At 71.8% G+C, this 17,155-nt stretch carries 18 protein-coding genes; 3 read left to right on the top strand and 15 right to left on the bottom strand.

Annotated elements, in window-relative coordinates; genetic code table 11:
• Positions 1-73 precede the first annotated feature (73 nt).
• The gene (locus I4I82_RS02880; protein WP_226369842.1) at positions 74-634 is read left to right on the top strand and encodes a TetR/AcrR family transcriptional regulator; all 561 of its coding nucleotides are present in this window, start codon (positions 74-76) and stop codon (positions 632-634) included.
• Between the two features lie 217 nt (positions 635-851).
• Positions 852-2,162 (top strand): ATP-binding protein, encoded by a 1,311-nt coding sequence (locus I4I82_RS34610; RefSeq protein WP_218595152.1) that lies wholly within the window; start codon positions 852-854, stop codon positions 2,160-2,162.
• 28 nt (positions 2,163-2,190) lie between these two features.
• Here I4I82_RS34610 and I4I82_RS02895 read toward each other — a convergent pair whose 3' ends face one another.
• The 15 genes from I4I82_RS02895 to I4I82_RS02965 all read right to left on the bottom strand — a co-directional run bounded on the left by I4I82_RS02895 (position 2,191) and on the right by I4I82_RS02965 (position 16,778).
• Positions 2,191-3,633 carry an NADH-quinone oxidoreductase subunit N gene (locus I4I82_RS02895; protein WP_225920492.1) on the bottom strand — a complete coding sequence of 481 codons (1,443 nt, stop codon included), beginning with the start codon at positions 3,631-3,633 and terminating at the stop codon, positions 2,191-2,193.
• Positions 3,630-5,138, bottom strand: coding sequence for a complex I subunit 4 family protein (locus I4I82_RS02900; protein WP_218595153.1), 1,509 nt, complete (start codon positions 5,136-5,138; stop codon positions 3,630-3,632). The genes I4I82_RS02895 and I4I82_RS02900 overlap by 4 nt, the downstream gene beginning before the upstream one ends.
• Before the next feature lie 3 nt (positions 5,139-5,141).
• Positions 5,142-6,968, bottom strand: a complete 1,827-nt coding sequence (locus I4I82_RS02905) for an NADH-quinone oxidoreductase subunit 5 family protein (protein ID WP_226369843.1) — start codon at positions 6,966-6,968, stop codon at positions 5,142-5,144.
• A gap of 5 nt (positions 6,969-6,973) precedes the next feature.
• A complete protein-coding gene (gene nuoK, locus I4I82_RS02910; protein WP_218589719.1) occupies positions 6,974-7,279 on the bottom strand; it encodes an NADH-quinone oxidoreductase subunit NuoK in 306 nt (101 codons plus the stop codon).
• Positions 7,276-7,836: an NADH-quinone oxidoreductase subunit J gene (locus tag I4I82_RS02915; protein ID WP_218589720.1), complete on the bottom strand. Its 561-nt coding sequence runs from the start codon at positions 7,834-7,836 to the stop codon at positions 7,276-7,278. The genes nuoK and I4I82_RS02915 overlap by 4 nt, the downstream gene beginning before the upstream one ends.
• Entirely contained in the window at positions 7,837-8,787 is a 951-nt protein-coding gene (locus I4I82_RS02920) for a complex I subunit 1 family protein (RefSeq protein ID WP_218589721.1), read from the bottom strand.
• Entirely contained in the window at positions 8,780-9,814 is a 1,035-nt protein-coding gene (locus I4I82_RS02925) for a hypothetical protein (protein ID WP_226369844.1), read from the bottom strand. Before I4I82_RS02925 ends, I4I82_RS02920 begins: the two co-directional genes overlap by 8 nt.
• Before the next feature lie 5 nt (positions 9,815-9,819).
• Entirely contained in the window at positions 9,820-10,170 is a 351-nt protein-coding gene (locus I4I82_RS02930; RefSeq protein WP_218595155.1) for an NADH-quinone oxidoreductase subunit A, read from the bottom strand.
• Between the two features lie 166 nt (positions 10,171-10,336).
• Positions 10,337-12,610 (bottom strand): heavy metal translocating P-type ATPase, encoded by a 2,274-nt coding sequence (locus tag I4I82_RS02935; protein ID WP_218595156.1) that lies wholly within the window; start codon positions 12,608-12,610, stop codon positions 10,337-10,339.
• Positions 12,611-12,630: 20 nt separating this feature from the next.
• A complete protein-coding gene (locus I4I82_RS02940) occupies positions 12,631-13,599 on the bottom strand; it encodes a DUF8832 domain-containing protein (RefSeq protein ID WP_218595157.1) in 969 nt (322 codons plus the stop codon).
• Between the two features lie 23 nt (positions 13,600-13,622).
• Positions 13,623-13,829 carry a heavy-metal-associated domain-containing protein gene (locus I4I82_RS02945; RefSeq protein WP_218595158.1) on the bottom strand — a complete coding sequence of 69 codons (207 nt, stop codon included), beginning with the start codon at positions 13,827-13,829 and terminating at the stop codon, positions 13,623-13,625.
• 17 nt (positions 13,830-13,846) lie between these two features.
• Positions 13,847-14,128 carry a metal-sensitive transcriptional regulator gene (locus tag I4I82_RS02950; protein ID WP_218595159.1) on the bottom strand — a complete coding sequence of 94 codons (282 nt, stop codon included), beginning with the start codon at positions 14,126-14,128 and terminating at the stop codon, positions 13,847-13,849.
• 104 nt (positions 14,129-14,232) lie between these two features.
• Positions 14,233-14,661 (bottom strand): carboxymuconolactone decarboxylase family protein, encoded by a 429-nt coding sequence (locus tag I4I82_RS02955; protein WP_225920493.1) that lies wholly within the window; start codon positions 14,659-14,661, stop codon positions 14,233-14,235.
• Positions 14,662-14,843: 182 nt separating this feature from the next.
• Entirely contained in the window at positions 14,844-15,332 is a 489-nt protein-coding gene (locus I4I82_RS02960) for a universal stress protein (protein WP_218595161.1), read from the bottom strand.
• Positions 15,333-15,347: 15 nt separating this feature from the next.
• Complete coding sequence (locus tag I4I82_RS02965; RefSeq protein ID WP_225920494.1) at positions 15,348-16,778, bottom strand: MFS transporter; 1,431 nt, start codon at positions 16,776-16,778, stop codon at positions 15,348-15,350.
• Between the two features lie 156 nt (positions 16,779-16,934).
• Here I4I82_RS02965 and I4I82_RS02970 point away from each other — a divergent pair, with 156 nt between their 5' ends.
• On the top strand, positions 16,935-17,141 hold the full coding sequence (locus tag I4I82_RS02970) for a heavy-metal-associated domain-containing protein (RefSeq protein WP_218595163.1): 207 nt from the start codon (positions 16,935-16,937) through the stop codon (positions 17,139-17,141).
• Positions 17,142-17,155 lie beyond the last annotated feature (14 nt).

The following is a 17,155-nucleotide window of genomic DNA, read 5'->3' on the forward strand; positions in this document are numbered from 1 at the left end:
GCTCATCAGACGTATTGTCCACCCGAGCGGCGGACCGTATCATGCCACGGTGCCGAGGCTGTGGGACGAGACGGTGGACGCCCACCGCCGTGCGGTGCGCGCCGCCACCGTGGAGGCCACCGCGGAACTGGTGCATGAACACGGGCTCCGAGCCGTGACGATGTCGCAGATCGCGAAGCGCGCCGGGATCGGCCGAGCGACCCTCTACAAGTACTTCTCCGACATGAACTCGATCCTGGTGGCGTGGCACGAACAGCAGGTCACCGTCCACCTCGAACAGCTGGTGTCGATCAAGGACGGCCCTGGGGAGGCGGGCGCACGCCTTTGCGAGGTGGTCACGCGTTATGCCGAGATCACCCGTTCGTCGCGGTCGCCCCACGCCTTCGACTTCCCGGATCTCCACGGGCACGAGCACGCCGTCGCAGCTCAGCGACGCCTGCGCGAGCTTCTGGGCGAGCTCATCGCGGAAGCGGCGCAGTCCGGTGCGGTCCGCGATGACGTGGCGCCGGCGGAGTTGGCCGAGTACTGCCGACACGCTCTCGCGGCCGCTTTCGAACTTCCGTCCGACGACGCTGTGCACCGGCTCGTCGCAGTGGTCCTGGCCGGACTGTCGGCGTCCGACGCTCGGTCGTAGCGATCCGGTCTGTCCGACCTGGGGTGAATCGGGGCCGCCGACTCGAGTGCTCGCTGTCTGCGGGCGCTCAGTGGGCCCTGCGCCAGCTTCCCGTCGCAAGCCCCCTGGCAAAACTTTGGTATGCGCAGAGCATGCGGACAGTAAAGCGCGACGATCGCCGACCACGCATGCCTACGATCCGGCCCGGCTGCTCTTCTGCAGCATCGGCAGGGCACCAGTGGAGGTGATCGCAGTTCGCGCGCAGATCGTCGGGTTCGCGGTCCTAGCCGCGGCAGTGGCCGTCGTCCTCTTCGGTTTTCCGCTGGCTGTCACTGCGGCTCACTACGCGCAGCTCTACAAGGTCCTGGATCTCGAGCGCCAGGCGGAGAAGGCGGCAAGCCGCGTCGCCGCGGACATGTCCGTCGGCGCCGGTCCCGATCCTGACGAACTGCACGACGACGGGGAGCTGACCTTCCTGTCCGTCTACGACACAAACGGGAAGTGGCTGCTCGGGCGCGGCCCCTCCCAACCCGACGAGTTCGTGCTGGAGGCCGCGGGAGGCCGGGTGCAGACCGGAGTCGACGGCGGCGACCTGGTCGCCGCAGCCCCGGTCACCCATGACGGCAACGTCGTCGGTGTGGTGCGGGTGTCGGGTTCGCGCAGCACTCTGCTCTGGCCACTCGTCGTCGCCTGGGCGGGCATGGCTGCTCTGGCGCTCGCCTCCGTCGGCGGCGTGTGGTTGCTCGCCCGCCGGCAGGTGGTGCGGCTGACGCGCCCACTGGACGATCTGTCCGAGGCGGCTCGTCGAGTGGGCGACGGCGATTTCAGCGTGCGCCTTCCGGCGGGGCGCTACCCCGAGATCGATGCGGTCGGAAGTTCGTTGAACCGGACCGCGGTGCGGCTGGACCACCTCGTCACCCGGGAGCGGACGTTCTCTGCGGAAGCGTCGCACCAGTTGCGCACTCCGCTCACGGGCCTGCGACTCGCTCTGGAGGCGGCGCTCGAGCCCGGCGGCGACGTACGAGGTGCGATCGCGTCCGGGATCGGCTCCGCCGATCGCATCGAGCGGACCATCGAGGAGCTCCTCAGGCTCGCCCGGGACACCCACCGCGCTCGGCAGGCTTTCGATGTCTGCGGTCTGATTGAGGAGCTCGTAGCTGAACGGAACGCGCAGCTGAGCCGTGAGAAACGAGCGGTGAAGGTCGTGGCCCTTCCCGGAACCCCGCGGGTGCAGGCGTCGATGGCTGTGGTCCGGCAGATCCTCACCGCCCTGCTCGACAATGCGGTGACGCACGGCGAGGGCGAGATCGAGGTGCGCGCACGTGAAGCAGATACAGCTGTGGCCATCGATGTGTCCGACGAGGGACCGGGCGTCCACGTGCCGCTCACCGATCTCTTCGTGGATCGCCCGTCGGTGGCGGCAACCGGTCACAGGCTCGGTCTCGCTCTCGCGCGCCGTTTGGCGGCGGCCGAGGGAGGCGATCTCCGACTGGTCCGGCCCCATCCACCGCAGTTCACCTTGCTCCTCCGTGCGGAACCGGCGCCCTGACCGCACAGCACGACGCCGCCGGACACGGTCACGGTGCGACCGCAGGCGGCCCGGAAAGCAGCGGCAGCAACACGCCCCCGCCTAGACCCAGCGCGACAGACGCGGCCGCAGCGAGGTAGGCGGTGCGGGCCGCGCCGAGCGCAGGCAGAGTCTCAGCACCGTGTTCGTCGTCGGCATCGCGGAACAACGGCGCGATCCAGCGCAGGTAGTAGAAGACGCTGGCGACGGTGTTGACCACGGCGAGGACGGCGAGCCAGCCCAGACCCCCCTCGACGGCCGCGGTGAAGACGGTGAGCTTCCCGAGGAACACGGCGGTGGGTGGGGTGCCGACGAGTCCGAGCAGGCAGACGATGAGTGCGGCGACGAGCAGGGGGTGTCGCCGCGCCGCTCCCCGGTAGTCGTCGAGCTCGCTGTAAGTCGGCAGCGCGGCGACGACGGCGAAGGCACCCAGGTTGGTGATCGCGTAGGCCGCAAGGTAGAGCAGGAGGGCGGGCTGGGCCAGCTCGGACCTGCCTGCCAGGGCGACCGCCATGAGCAGGTAGCCGACCTGGCTGATGGTCGAGTAGCCGAGCATGCGCTGCACCGAAGTCTGGAAGAAGGCGGCGAGGTTGCCCAGCGTCATCGACGCGGCGGCCACGACGGCCACCAGCAGGGTCGCGTCGACGGCCTCGGGTGGCACGGCGACGAGCAGCAATCGGTAGACCGCGACCAGCGCACCGATCTTCGGGATGGTGCTGACGATCGCCGCGACCGCGGGTGGTGTGCCGGCGGTGACGTCGGGGACCCAGAAGTGCACCGGGACGGCGCCCGCCTTGAACAGCAGACCGGCCAGCAGGGCGACCACGCCGACCGCGACGACGGCCGTACCGGCGCCGGCAAGACCGTCACGCATCGCGCTGTAGGCCGTGGTGCGGGCGACGCCGTAGAGGATCGCGGTGCCCGTCAGCATCGCGACGCCGAGGAATGCGCCGGACAGGTAGTACTTCATCGCGGCCTCGGTGGACAGCGCGCGGGCGTCCCACCCCGCGAGTGCGTACAGGGGCACGCTGGCCAGCAGGAAGGCCGCGAACAGCAGCAGCAGGTCGTTGGCTCCGCCCAGCACGATCGTGCCGAGCGACCCGAGCAGGAGCAGCACCACGAACTCGGTCTCGCGCCGGTGTCCCCGGGTCGCGTCCGCAGACAGCGCCAGCGCGATCAGCAGGGCCACGAGCACGATCGCCCGGGTGGCGTGGGTGATGCCGTCGATCGCGTAGCTGGTGCCGAACACGACCTGGTCGGGCTCCCGGGCCGCGGCGGCGGTGGCGGCGAGCCCGGCAACGGCGGCCGCCGCGGCGAGGAGCCGCACGGGGTACTGCCGGCGCCGTGGGAGCCACGCGCCCAGAAGCAGCCCGACGACCGCGGCGGCGAGCAGCAGCAGCTCCGGCACCAGCGCGCCGGGGTTCTCGTTCATCGTCATCGCGCCGCCGGTCATCGCGCCACGAGCTCCACCAGGGTGCGCGACGCCGGCTCGATCACATCGAGCAGGAAGCGCGGCAGGACCCCGATCACCGTGGCCAGCACGAGGAGCGGAACGACGGCTGCGGTTTCGCTGGGGCGCAGATCAGCGAACGCGCGTGGTGTCCCAGGTGCGTCGGGCAGGCGCAGCGGCCCGAGGAAGAGCCTCTGCAGGGCGAGCAGGAACAGCCCGGCGGTGATGACGATCCCGGTGGCGGCCACGACCGTCGGCACCGGTGCGGCTGGCAGGGCGCCGGTGAAGATCTGGAACTCGGCGATGAACCCGGAGAAGCCGGGCAGCCCCAGTGAGGCGAAGGCGGCGACCGCGAACGCAGCGGCGAAACTCGGGGTCCGCGCCGCGAGGCCGGAGTAGGCGCGCATGTCGTAGGTGCCGCCGCGGTCGTGCAGCACTCCGGCGAGCAGGAACAGCGCCGCGGTGATCAGCCCGTGGCTGACCATCTGGGTCACCGCCCCGGTGGTGGCCAACTGCCGGGCCTGCTCGTCGGTGCCGGCCAGCATCCCCGCCGCACCGACGCCGAGGACGACGTAACCCATGTGGTTGACCGAGGTGTAGGCGATCATGCGCTTGAGATCGGTCTGGGCCAGCGCGAGAAGCGCTCCGTAGATCACCGACACCGCCCCGACGATGACCGCGACCAGGGCGTACTGCCGCCAGGTATCGGGCAGGATCGGCATCGCGATGCGCACGAAGCCGTAGGTGCCCATCTTCAGCAGCACCCCGGCGAGGATCGCCGAGCCGGTCGCGGGCGCCTCGGTGTGCGCGGGCGGCAACCACGTGTGGAAGGGCACCGTCGGGGTCTTCACCGCCAGGCCCAGCGCGATCGCGAGCAGGGCCAGTGAGGCGTACGGACCACCTCCCGCGAGCGGGTCCGCGGCGATCAGGTCGACGATGTCGAAGGTCCTCGGCTCGGCGACGAGGTAGAGCAGGATGAACCCGAGCAGCAGCGCGAGCGAGCCGAGGAAGGTGTAGAGGAAGAACTTCAGCGCCGCGGCGCGAGCCCGGTCCCCGTGGCCCCAGCCCGCGATGAGGAAGTACATCGCGACGATCGACAGGTCGAAGAACAGGAAGAACAGGATCAGGTCCAGCGCGACGAACAGCCCGAGGCAGACGGTCTGCAGCCCCAGGAACAGCGTCACGTAGGCCTTGGTCCGCCGCGTCTCCCGCAGCGCGAACACGGCGCAGGCCCCGAACAGCACGGCCGTCAGCGCGACCAGCGGGAGGGACAGTCCGTCCACCCCGACGTGGTAGGAGATCCCCACGCTGGGGATCCACGGCACGCGCTGCTCGAAGGCGAACCCGCCACCGGCCGGGAGCGCGAGCCAGACCGCGGCGATGAGGACGAGTTCGAGGACGCTGACGCCGATCCAGGCGCCGACGAACACGCGCGGCGGCGCGGTGCCGGGCACCAGGAGCAGCACCGCGGCGAGCGCCACGGGCAGGAACACGATCAGCGACAACATCTGCTACCCCACCACGATGACGAGAACGGCCAGCACCACGAGGGCGACGACGGCCTGGGCGTAGTACTGGTGGACCTGCCCGGTCTGCGGGCGCCGCGCCAGCCGTCCCAGGCGGCGCGTCCCCGCCGCAACGGCACGCACGGCCCCGTCGACCGACAGCTCGCCCCGCCGGTCGAGGCTCCGCGCCACGGCCACGGTCGCGCGACCCGCACCGTCCACGGCGCGGTCGAGGACGCGGTCGTCGAAGCGGGCCAGCGCCGCAGCGAGGACGAGCACCGGACGGACGACCACGGCGTGCGCCGCCCGTCCCATCCCCAGCCAACCCACCAGTGCGCGAGGCGAGGGCAACCGCGAGGCCGACCGCCAGGTCGACAGCACCACGACGACCGCGATCGACGCGGACACGACCAGCTCCCACACCTGCGGCGCCGGCGCGACGACCAGCGCGCCCGACAGCACGAGCGGAAGAACGCCGAGCACCGTCGCGAGCACGGCGAGCACGACCAGCGGCGGGGCGAACGCCCCGCTCACCGCGCCGACCGGCTCCTGCTCGACGGGCGGCGAGCCGCCGGCGACGATCTCGGTGGAGGGCTGCCACACGAACCACACCGCCTTGGCGCTGTAGACCGCGGACACCGCGGCGGCGAGGAGTCCGACGACGTAGAGCACGACGCTCTGCTCGAGTGCCGCGGCGAGCACGGCGTCCTTGCCGACCCACAGGGACAGCGGCGGTAGCCCGGCCAGCGACGCCGCGCCGATCGTGAAGGCAACCCCGACGAGCGGGAACCGGCGCGCGGCCCCGCGGAGCCCGTCGAGCTGCTTGGTGCCCAGAGCCACCAGCCAGGCCCCCGCCGCGAGGAACAGCAGGCTCTTGGTCGCGGCGTGTGCGACCAGCTGAACGGCACCGCCGGCGACGGCCCCGGAGCCGGCGGCCAGGACCATGAAGCCGATCTGCGCGCAGGTCGACGCCGCGAGCAACTGCTTGAGGTCGGTCTGGGCCACCGCGACCAGGCCCAGGACCACGGCCGTGGCAGCTCCGACCCACGCCACCATCGGCGAGGCCCATCCACTGCGTTCGAGCAGCGGTACCAGCCGCAGCAGCAGGTAGGCCCCGGCCGCGACCATCGTCGCCGAGTGCAGCAGGGCCGAGACCGGGCTCGGGCCCCGCATCGCCCCGGACAGCCAGAACGAGAACGGCAGCTGTGCCGACTTGCCCAGCGCGGCGAGCACCACCCCGGCCGTGACGACGTGCAGCCATGGACCGGAGGCCGCGGGCAGCTCGGCCAGCGCCAGCGACCCGACCCCGCCGGCGAGCGCGGCACCGGCGGCGACGTAGAGGCCCAGATCGGCCAGGCGGGTGGTCAGAAGAGCGGTGTGCGCCGCGTCGACGGACGCGGGCTCGCGCCAGCGGTAACCGATCAGCACCCAGCTGGTCGCCCCCATCACCTCCCACGCCATGAGCAGCACGACCAGCGTCGTCGCGGTCACCGTCACCAGCATCGCGCCCGCGAACAGCAGGACGAACCCGACGAAGCGCGCGGTGCGCAGGTCCGACTCCCCGGCGGCGAACACCAGCACGGCAAGGGTCACGACGGCGACCGTCACGACCATCAGGGCCGAGAGACCGTCCACGGCCAGACCCGCCCGGATGCCGACGAGCAGTGGGGCGTCGACGGCGGGCCGGACGACGGCGACCGGCACGGCGAGTGCGAGTACGGCAACGCCGAACAGCACACCGATGCCGGCGGAGGCCCGGTCGAGGCGAGGGCCCGTCACGGTGAGGAGCGCACCGCCGAGCAGCGGGACGGTGACGAGAGCCCACAGCAGCACCGGCGTCAGCCCTTCAGGTCCGCGGCGTCGTCGGTCATGTCGACCTGCCGGGAGCGGTAGATCGCGGTGGCCACCGCGAACCCGGCAGCCATCTCGATCGCCATCGCCGTGATCACCACGACGATCAGCACCTGCCCGTCGGTGCCGCCGGGCGCGACGTAGTACCAGAACGCGGCCGTGGCGACGATGACGCCGTTGAGCATCAGCTCGAGCCCCATCATGATCATGACGATCGACATCTGCGACAGCGCGCCGAACAGCCCGATCGCGAACAGGCCGGCAGCCAGGAGCAGGAACAGCTCGAGGTTCATCCGACACCCCCACCGGCCGGGTCGTCGGCGGGCGAGCGGTCCAGGTCGTCGCCGAACCGGTCGTAGCGACCGCGGCGGGTCGAGAGCACGACGGTCGCGACGATCGTGGCGAACAATGTCACGCCCAGGGTCATCATCGTCAGCATCTGCCCGCCCATGAGCGCCTCGCCCAGGGCGAGGGTCAGATCCTGGGCGGGCTCCCCCTGCCGCGTCGGCCAGTCGACGAGCAGGATCCCGGCGGCCAGGGCTACGAACACGACCGCTGCTATGACGGCGGAGCCCTTCGTGTTGTGGAACATCGACATGGGCATCAGGCCGGCCGGGTTCATCATGTACATGATCATGAACACGGCCATGACCACCATCTCGATGATCATCATCAGCACGATCACCACACCCAGGTAGCTCAGACCCAGCAAGAGCACCAGGCCGGCCACGGCGAGGAACGACGCGAGCAGCGCGAACGTCACCTGGGCCATCGAGTCCAGGCGGAACACCAGTGCGCCGAAGACCAGCGCGGCGATGGCCAGCACCCAGAACAGGACGATCGACGACACCTACATCCCCCCTCGCTGCAGCACGACCACCGCGACGACCAGCGCCTGGGCGATCGTCAACGGGATCAGCACGACCCACGCGATCTCGGTCCAGCGGTCCATCCGCAAGGTCGGGACCCGCCGCCGCATCCAGATCAGCAGGGCCAGCACCGCGGCGGTCTTGAGGCCCGTCCACAGCCACGCGGGCAGCCACGGGCCGGCGCCACCGCCGAGGAACAGCGGCACCGCCATCGCCGCCGCCACCACCAGCAGCAGCCAGCGCCCACCGGCGAACACGAGCCGGTCGATCCCGGACAGCTCGGCCACCGCTCCCCCGCCCAGGTCCCGGTGCACGGGCGCGTCGAAGGGCCCCCAGAACGCCATGGCCGCAGCGGAGAGGAGGTAGGCGCCGAACGCCACGGGCATGAGAACGACGAACCAGAGATCCTGCTGGGCCTCGACGATGTCGCTGACCCGCAGGCTCTCGGCCGCCAGTGCGACGGTGATGATCGCGAACATGTGGGGCAGCTCGTAGGCCAGGCCCTGCACGACGAACCGGTAGCCGCCCACCAGCGACAGCGCGCTGTTCGAGCCCCACCCGACCATCCACACCGCCGCCCACGCCACCACCTCCATGGCGTTGAACCACACGACCCCGACGTCGAGGTCCGCGACCGCGAGCCGCCCCCACGGCAGGACCGCCGCCGCGAGCAGTGCGGCCACCGGGAGCACGGCTGCACCCGTGCGCCCGAGGACCGTGTCGGCGGCGACGGTGCGGCGCCGCTGCCCGACGAGCAGGCGCGCGGTCTCGCGCACCGGGGTCAGCACGGCTGAGCCGAGCCCGCGGGGGCTCCCGGCGGCGCGGGCGGTCAGCGCGGCGTCGAACGCCACAGCGACCCAGGTGGCGACACCCAGCAGCAGTGGGAGCAGCAGCACCGACCAGACCGGGAGAACTCCGGCGGAGTCACTCATGACGCACCGGGCCCGTGACCGGATCCAGCGCGGCGACGATCAGGCGGGCAGCAGCCAGCTCGGCCCCGACCACCATCTCGGCGAGGTCCTCCACCACCGCCGGCGCGGGGCCCGGTACACCGCGCACTGCGGCGCCGGCGGCGGCCAGGCGCCGATCGACCAGAGTGGCGAGGTCGGTGGGGCCGGCCGGTACGCCGCGCACCAGCCGGCGCAGCGTCCGGGACCGGCGTACCTGCGCCAGCAGCGCGACGGTCCGGTCCGTGACCCGCTCCACCGGGCCACCGGCGTGCAGCTCGTCACGCAGCTTTCGGGCCCGCGCCGCGGGGTCCGCCCACCCGGCGACGGCGAGCAGCCGCGCGAGCGCGTCGAGCTCTCGTACCGCGTTACGACCGCTGTCACCCAGGTCTTCCGCTGCCGGCTGATCGCCCCCGTCCAGGACCTCAGCGTGCGCCTGCTGGATGACGTCGCCCTGCAGCGTCACGCGCAGCACCAGTCCGGCGGGCCAATCCGGGAGCACGGGCCCGAGCGGCACGTGGAGCCGGTCCAGGGTCAGCCCGTCCCGGTCCTCCCCCAGGTCGGCCATCGGCAGGCCACCCGGCATGTCCATCCCCCCGCCGTGATGGTGATGGCCGCCGTGCTCACCGCCGTGCTCACCGCCGTGCTCACCACCGTGCTCGGCTTCCTGCACCGTCGCGAGGTCGTGCGGTACCGGTGAATGCGCACGCTGGTGGGCGTGATCCCGCAGCAGTGCAGCCGCGCCGTCGAGTGCAGACACCGCGCGAGACGGGATGCTGATCTCGGTTCGTGCGCGGGGGGCCGGCACGGTCGCCCAGGTGCGCTCCACCACTGCGGCCAGTTCCGGTCCGGCCGAGCCCGCGACGACCAGCAGGTCGGCATCGGCCGGGCTCGTGGCGAGCGGCCAGCCCCGGTGGGTCAGCTCCGCCTCGATGGCGAGCCGGACGTCCATCGCGCCGGGCACGGGTACGAGCAGGACGTGCGGGCGGGCGGCACCGAGGCGCAGCAGCACGGCGGTCAGGTCCATCGCAGTGCTCCCTCCCGCCAGGCGTAGAGCACGCCGGCGAGCAGGATGGCGAGGAAGAGGAACATCTCGATCACGGACGCGACACCGACGCGGGAGACGACCAGTGTCCACGGGTACATGAAGAGCATCTCCATGTCGAAGGCGAGGAACACCAGCGTCACGGGGTACCAGCGGACGTGGAACCGGGACACGGCGTGCTCGGTCGCGGGAAGGCCCCCGGAGAACGGCGGCACGTCTGTGGCGATCCGGGCGACTGCCAGGAGCCTCGACAGTCCGTAGCCCGCGAGGACCAGTGCGACCGATACGCCGAGCAGGGCCAGGACCGGACCGAACTGCGTCATGTCACCGCTCCTCGGGTCATGTCACCGCTCCTCGTGGGGTGTGGGGACGGTCAGTTGATCGTGTCGGCCAGGGGTGTGACTACCCCGAGCGGCCGAGAAGAACCTGACGGGGCCGCCCGGGTGGCGCCGGCTCGATGACCGAACCGGTGCCATCCGGGCTGCCGGCTCAGGTCTGAGCGGTGAAACCGCGCAGGCGCAGGCTGTTGGCGACGACGAAGACCGAGCTGAACGCCATCGCCGCGCCGGCGATCATCGGGTTCAGCAGCCCGGCCGCGGCCAGCGGCAGAGCGGCCACGTTGTAGGCGAACGCCCAGAACAGGTTGCCCTTGATCGTGCCCAGCGTGCGGCGTGACAGCCGGATCGCGTCGGGCACCGACCTCAGGTCCCCGCGCACCAGCGTGATGTCGCTCGCCTCGATGGCGACGTCGGTGCCGGTGCCCATGGCCAGGCCGAGGTCGGCCTGAGCGAGCGCGGCGGCGTCGTTGACGCCGTCGCCGACCATCGCGACGACCTTGCCCTCGCTCTGCAACCGCTTGATCACCTCGAGCTTGTCGGCGGGCAGCACCTCGGCGATCACCTCGGTGATGCCGACCTCCGCCGCGACGCTGCGTGCGACGGCGGTGTTGTCTCCGGTGAGCAGGACGGGGGTCAGCCCGAGCGCGCGGAGCTGCGCGATCGCCTCGGCCGAGGTCGGTTTGACCGTGTCGGCGACGACGAGCACCGCCCGTGCCGTGCCGTCGACGGCTACCGCGATCGCGGTGCGCCCCTGGTCCTCCGCGGCGGCCTTGTGGACGGCCAGCGCGTCGGGCAGCGGCTGGCTCCACTGCTCCAGGAGCGCCGTGCGGCCGGCCAGGACCGCGTGCCCCTCGACGACGCCCTGCACGCCCAGGCCCTCGATGTTGGAGAACTCCTCCGCGGGCGGCAGGTCGCCGACGCGCTCCCGGGCACCGCGGGCGATCGCCGACGCGATCGGGTGCTCGGAGGCGTCCTCGAGCGCGCCCGCGAGCCGCAACAGCTCATCAGGGTTCTCGCCCTCGACCACGTGCACGTCGACGAGCGCCATGCGCCCGGTCGTGACCGTGCCCGTCTTGTCCAGCACGACGGTGTCCACGCGTCGGGTGGACTCCAGCACCTCGGGACCCTTGATCAGGATCCCGAGCTGGGCGCCGCGGCCGGTGCCGACGAGCAGCGCGGTCGGCGTCGCGAGCCCCAGCGCGCAGGGGCAGGCGATGATCAGCACCGCCACCGCGGCCGTGAACGCCGCGGCGGTCCCGACGCCCGCGCCCAGCCAGAAGCCGAGCGTCGTGGCGGCCAACGCGATGACGATCGGTACGAAGACCCCGGAGACGCGGTCGGCGAGGCGCTGCACATCGGCTTTGCCGCTCTGCGCGTCCTCGACGAGCTTGGCCATCTGCGCGAGCTGCGTGTCGGTACCGATGCGGGTGGCCCGCACGACCAGCCGGCCGCCGGCGTTCACGGTGGCTCCGGTGACCACGTCGCCCGGGACGACCTCGACCGGCACGGACTCGCCGGTCAGCATCGAGGCGTCCACGGCCGACGAGCCCTGCTCGATGACGCCGTCGGTGGCGATCTTCTCGCCCGGCCGTACGACGAACCTGTCGCCGACTGCCAGTTGAGCGGTGGGGATCCGGAGCTCGACACCGTTGCGCAGGACCGCGACCTCCTTCGCGCCGAGTTCCAGCAGAGCGCGCAGCGCTGCACCGGCCTGCCGCTTCGACCGTGCCTCGAAGTACCGGCCGGCGAGGATGAAGGTGGTGACTCCCGCGGCGACCTCGAGGTAGATGTTGCCCGCCCCGTCCGACGGGGCGACGGTGAGCTCGAAGGGGTGCACCATCCCCGGCACCCCGGCGGTACCGAACAGCAGCGCCCACAGCGACCACGCGAAGGCGGCGAGCACGCCCATCGACACGAGCGTGTCCATGGTCGCGGCACCGTGGCGCAGGTTCGCCCAGGCCGCGCGGTGGAACGGCCACGCCGCCCAGGTCACGACGGGTGCAGCGAGCGTCAGCGAGATCCACTGCCAGTAGGTGAACTGCCACGCCGGGACCATGGCCAGTGCGATCACCGGAACGGCCAGGGCCGCGCTGGTGATCAAGCGGTCGCGCAGGGGACGTGTCGCGTCGACCTCGTCGACGGCGGCGTCACCGTCGCCGGAGGCGGGCGGACGAGGTAGGACGGCGGTGTAGCCCGCCGCCTCGACCTGCGCGACCAGCGTCTCGGGGTCGACGCCCTCGGGGGCCTGCACCCGGGCCTTTTCTGTGGCGTAGTTGACGGATGCGGTCACGCCGTCGATCTTGTTGAGCTTGCGCTCGATCCGGTTGGCGCAGGAGGCGCAGGTCATCCCGGCGATGGCCAGCTCGATCTCGGTGACCGGTGTCGTGGGTGCGGCGCCCTCGGGCGCCGACGTGAACGTGCTCATGGTGCGGTCTCCTCTCGCGATCAGTGGCCGTGGCCGGGCTCGCCGTGCGCGTCCGTCGGGGCGGGCGCGACGACAGGTGCGGCACCTGTGGTCGAAACGGTGAACTCCGCGGTGCGCACGGCACCGCCGTGCCGGAAGTCCAGGAACAGCCGGTAGGTGCCGGCGCTGGGCACCTCGGCGACGAACGGGATCTGCGGTCCGGCCGGGCCGGCCTCGGGGTGCACGTGCAGGTATGCCAGGTCCCCCTGCCGCAGCGCGACCAGGTGTCCGTAGGCACCGAGGTAGGGCTGCAGGTCGCTGACGGGAACGCCGTCCTTGCTGACCGTGAGGGTCACGGGTGAGGACTGTCCCGGGACCAGGTCGCCCGCCAGTTCGACGGAGTAACCGTCGACCTGCGCGACGCGACTCGGCGCGTGGACGACCGGCTCGAACGTTCCGGCCGCCACGAGATCCACTCCGAGGGTTGTGGCCGCGCCACCGGTGGGGACGAAGTCGGCGAACGCGCGGTAGGACCCGGCGGTGTCGACCGTCGTCGGGGCCGTCCAGGTGCCGTCCGGGGACATCTCCGGGTGGAGGTGCTGGAAGCCGGCCGTGTCGCGGCGCACCAGGATCAGGTGCATCCGCTTCTCGTGCTCGACGTCGAACGCCGTGACGGCGGTCCCGTCCGGGCCGGTGATGCGGAAGGTCAGGTCTTGCGTCGTGCCCGGGGTGAGCGTCACGTCGGCGGGGGTGAGGGTGTAGCCCCCCGCGCTGGACGCCAATCCGCCGGGCTGGTCGGTCGCGGCGTCCGCGACGGTGCCGCTGTGTGCGTCCCCGTGTCCGGCTTCCTCGGCGCCCGCGGGCGCCATGCCGGACATCGTGCCGTTCTCGCCGCTTGAAGCGGCGGATGCGGTGGCGAGGGGACCGACAGCGGATCCGGTCGCCCAGCCTGCTCCTGCGAGCAGGACGAGCGCCGCACCGTAGGCGGACAGCTTCGCTGTGGTGTTCATGTCACATCCTCGGGTCGAGCCCGCTAGCTCGCGAGCTTGTAGCCGGCCTCCTCGACGGCGGCGCGGACGCGCTCGTCGTCAAGGGGCTCGGTGCTGGTGACTGTCACGGCGCCGGATGCCAGGTCCACGACCACGTCCTGCACGCCGTCGATCTCACCGATCTCCTCGGTGACCGAGGCGACGCAGTGGTCGCAGGTCATTCCCGTCACGGTGTAGGTGCTCTGGTTCATCAGTTCTCTTCCTTGTCTCAGGACTTCACGAGGCGGGCGATGGCGGCGCTCGCCTCGGCCACCTTCTGGTTCGCGACGTCGCCGCCTTCAGCCGCTGCCTGGGTGACGCAGTGCTTGAGGTGCTCATCGAGCAGACCCAGTGCCACGGCCTCCAGCGCCTTGGTGGTGGCTGACACCTGCGTCAGCACATCGATGCAGTACTTGTCGTCCTCGATCATCTTGGCGATGCCGCGCACCTGGCCCTCGATGCGCCGCATGCGCTTGAGGTAGGCGTCCTTGTCCTGCGCGTAGCCGTTCATGGCCACTCCTTCCGCCGGCTCGTTGAGTATACCATAGGGGGGTATGGTACCCGAATGATTCACGTAGGACGCTGGTGACCGGTGTCCATCGGGGGTCCTCGCCGTCACGCCGCGCCGGAGGAGGGTTCGGCCGGGTTCAGACCGGCAACGAGGTTGAACGAGCCGGTCAGCTGGTTGAGCGCGACGAGGCCGATGACGTCGGCGAGGACGCGGTCGCTCCAGCCGTGCCCGCGCAGCTCGGCGAGGTCGGTGTCGCGCAGGGAGTCGGGTTCGGTGAGCACCCGCACTGCGTAGGTGATGAGGGCCGCCTCGCGGGCGTCGGTCGCCGTGCCCTCCCGGGCGAGCGCGATGTCGGTCCCGCTGAGGCCGACCGCGCGCGCGGCGGCGGTGTGCGCAGCGAGGCACAGTTCGCAGGCGATCCACTCCTGCAGGGCGGGTGAGATCTTCTCACCGAGCGGGCGCGGGACGGCAGCCCGCTTCATCGCGCGGGAGAGCTCGAGGTAGCCCTGGAGCAGGGCCGGGGAGTGGGCCATGGTGCGGACCATGGTTCCGGCGTCGCCGTGCTGGTGGATGATCTCGCCGAGGAGCCGGGCTGAAGCGGCGGGTGCGGTGTCGGGATCCAGGGGACGTAGGCGGGGCATGGGGGTGGCCTTCCGTGAGAGGGGATCGGGGGCCGACCGCCGCGCCGGGTGGCGACCGGCGCGGCGGGCCGGCGTCAGCTCGTCCGAACCGAGCGCGGAGCGCCGGTGACGCCGGCGGGCGGGACCACGAGGGTCGGGCGGTGGCCGTGGTGCAGGACCGTGGTCGAGGTGCTGCCGAGGACGGCGGCCCGCAGCCCGCGGCGACCGCGGGAGCCGAGCACGATCGCGGAGGCGTCAACGGCGTCGGCGGCCTCCACGATCGCCTCGGCAGCGGTCTGCCCGATGGCTGCGACCCGCGGTGCGGCGTCGAGCCCGGCGGCCCTGGCCTCCCGGGCACCCTCGTCAGCGACCCGTTCCGAGCCGTCGAGTGTGCGGGCGTCGTCGGCGCGCAACTCCTCGATCGCCGGGTGGTTCTCGAGGTGGGCGGCAACGGCCTCGAGCGGTTCGCGGGCGTAGAGGACGACAGCCGGCGCGCCGGGGAAGAGGTGCCCGGCGACCTTGACCGCCGCGCGGGCGTCGGGCGATCCGTCATAGGCGATGAGGACGGGATGGGTGGTGTGCATGATGGTTTCCTTCGCTCAGGCGGTCGTTGCCGGCTGGGACTGGCTGGCGGGGCGGGAGGTGCGCAGGGGGACGGCGGCCAGGACGGCGCCGGCCGCGGCCAGCACGGCGGCTCCAATGAACGCGGCCGAGTAACCGTCGGTCAGGGCGGTCAGGTCACCGAGCCGGCCCGCGCCCTGGCTCGTGGCCAGCGCGGTGATCGCGGCGAGCCCGAGCGCGGACCCGACCTGGTAGCTGGTGTTGACGATCCCCGCCGCCAGCCCCCCCTCCTCGGGGCGCGCCGCGGACAGCGCGGTGCCCAGCGTGGGGATGAAGGCCATCGACATGCCCAGCGCGGCGACGATCGAGGCCGGCAGGACGTCGACCGGGAAGCTGCCGTCGGGTCGGACCATCGCGAGCCAGGCCATGCCGGCGGCGAGCACCGCGAGCCCGCTGACCGTGAGCGTCCTGGGGCCGAAGCGGGCGATCAGCCGCGGTGCCAGGACGATCATCCCGAGCATGATCACGATCGTCATGGGCAGCAGCGCCGCTCCGCTCGGGAACGCTGTGTATCCCAGGACCTGCTGCAGGTAGAGGTTCAGGAAGAACCACATGGGGATCCAGGCCGCCCCGAGCAGGAGCTGCGCAACGTTGGCTGCGGCGAGGTTCGGCGCCCGGAAGATGCCCAGCCGCATCAGCGGTTCTGCGCGGCGGCTCTGGATGGCGACGAACAGCGCGAGCAGCAGCGCGGCGCCGCCGAGCGTGACCAGCGTCGTCGCGGACGCCCACCCCGTCTCCGGCGCCTGCACGATCCCGAACACGGCGAGGGCGAGACCGGCGGTGACGGTCACGGCACCGGCGACGTCGACAGCGCCGCTCCGTCGGCCGCCCGCGGGCATCAGGGCCGGGGTGGCCGCGAGCACGAGCAGCGCGATCGGGACGTTGAGGTAGAACACCCACGGCCAGCTGACGTACTCGGTGATGACGCCGCCGAGGAACACCCCGGCGGTCCCGCCGGCCGGGGCGGCGGCGCCGTACAGCGCGAGTGCCTTCGTCAGCTCGCGGGGCTCGGACCCGAAGATCATCATCAGTAGCGTGAGGGCCGCGGGCGCGATCAGCGCGGCGCCCGCGCCCTGCACGGCGCGCCCGAGGAGCTCCCAGCCGGCACTGCCCGCGGCGCCGGCCACGACGGACCCGACGAGCAGGGTGAGCCAGCCGATGGCGAAGATCCGCCGCGCGCCGAACAGGTCCGACAGGCGCCCGCCGAGCAGCAGCAGCCCACCGAACGCGACGACGTAGGCGTTGAACACCCAGGACAGGCCCTCGGGGGTGAAGCCGAGGTCTGCCTGCATCTTCGGCAGGGCGACCCCGATGATCGACGTATCCATGATGACCATGAACTGTGCGGTGGCGATGAGGAGGAGACCCCATCGCCGTCGGAGGGGTGTGGAAGTGGTGGTCGCGTCCATCGAGCGCTCCAAGGTGAAGGGATCTGACGCGACGGAGAGTGCGTGCCCGGTCTGTCCTCGTGCTGTCCCACGGCGGGGCGCGCTGTCCACGCCGGACAGCACCCGGACAGCACCGGCCCCCACGCTCGTGACGGTCACGGAAGCGATGGAGTCGCCATGCAGACGCTGCGGGTCTCGGTACCGGCCATGTCGTGCCGGCACTGCGTGCGCGCGGTCAGCCGGCACCTCTGCGACGTCCCCGGAGTCGAGACGATCACCGCGGACGCCGCTGCCGGCATCGTCACGCTGAGGGGAACGATGACCGTCGCGGAGGTGGTCGTCGCGTTGCGGGAGGCCGGTTTCCCGGCCAGCGCGCTTCCCTGACCATGTTCCCCGGT

This window comes from Pseudonocardia oceani (genome assembly GCF_019263585.2).
GTDB lineage: Bacteria > Actinomycetota > Actinomycetes > Mycobacteriales > Pseudonocardiaceae > Pseudonocardia > Pseudonocardia oceani.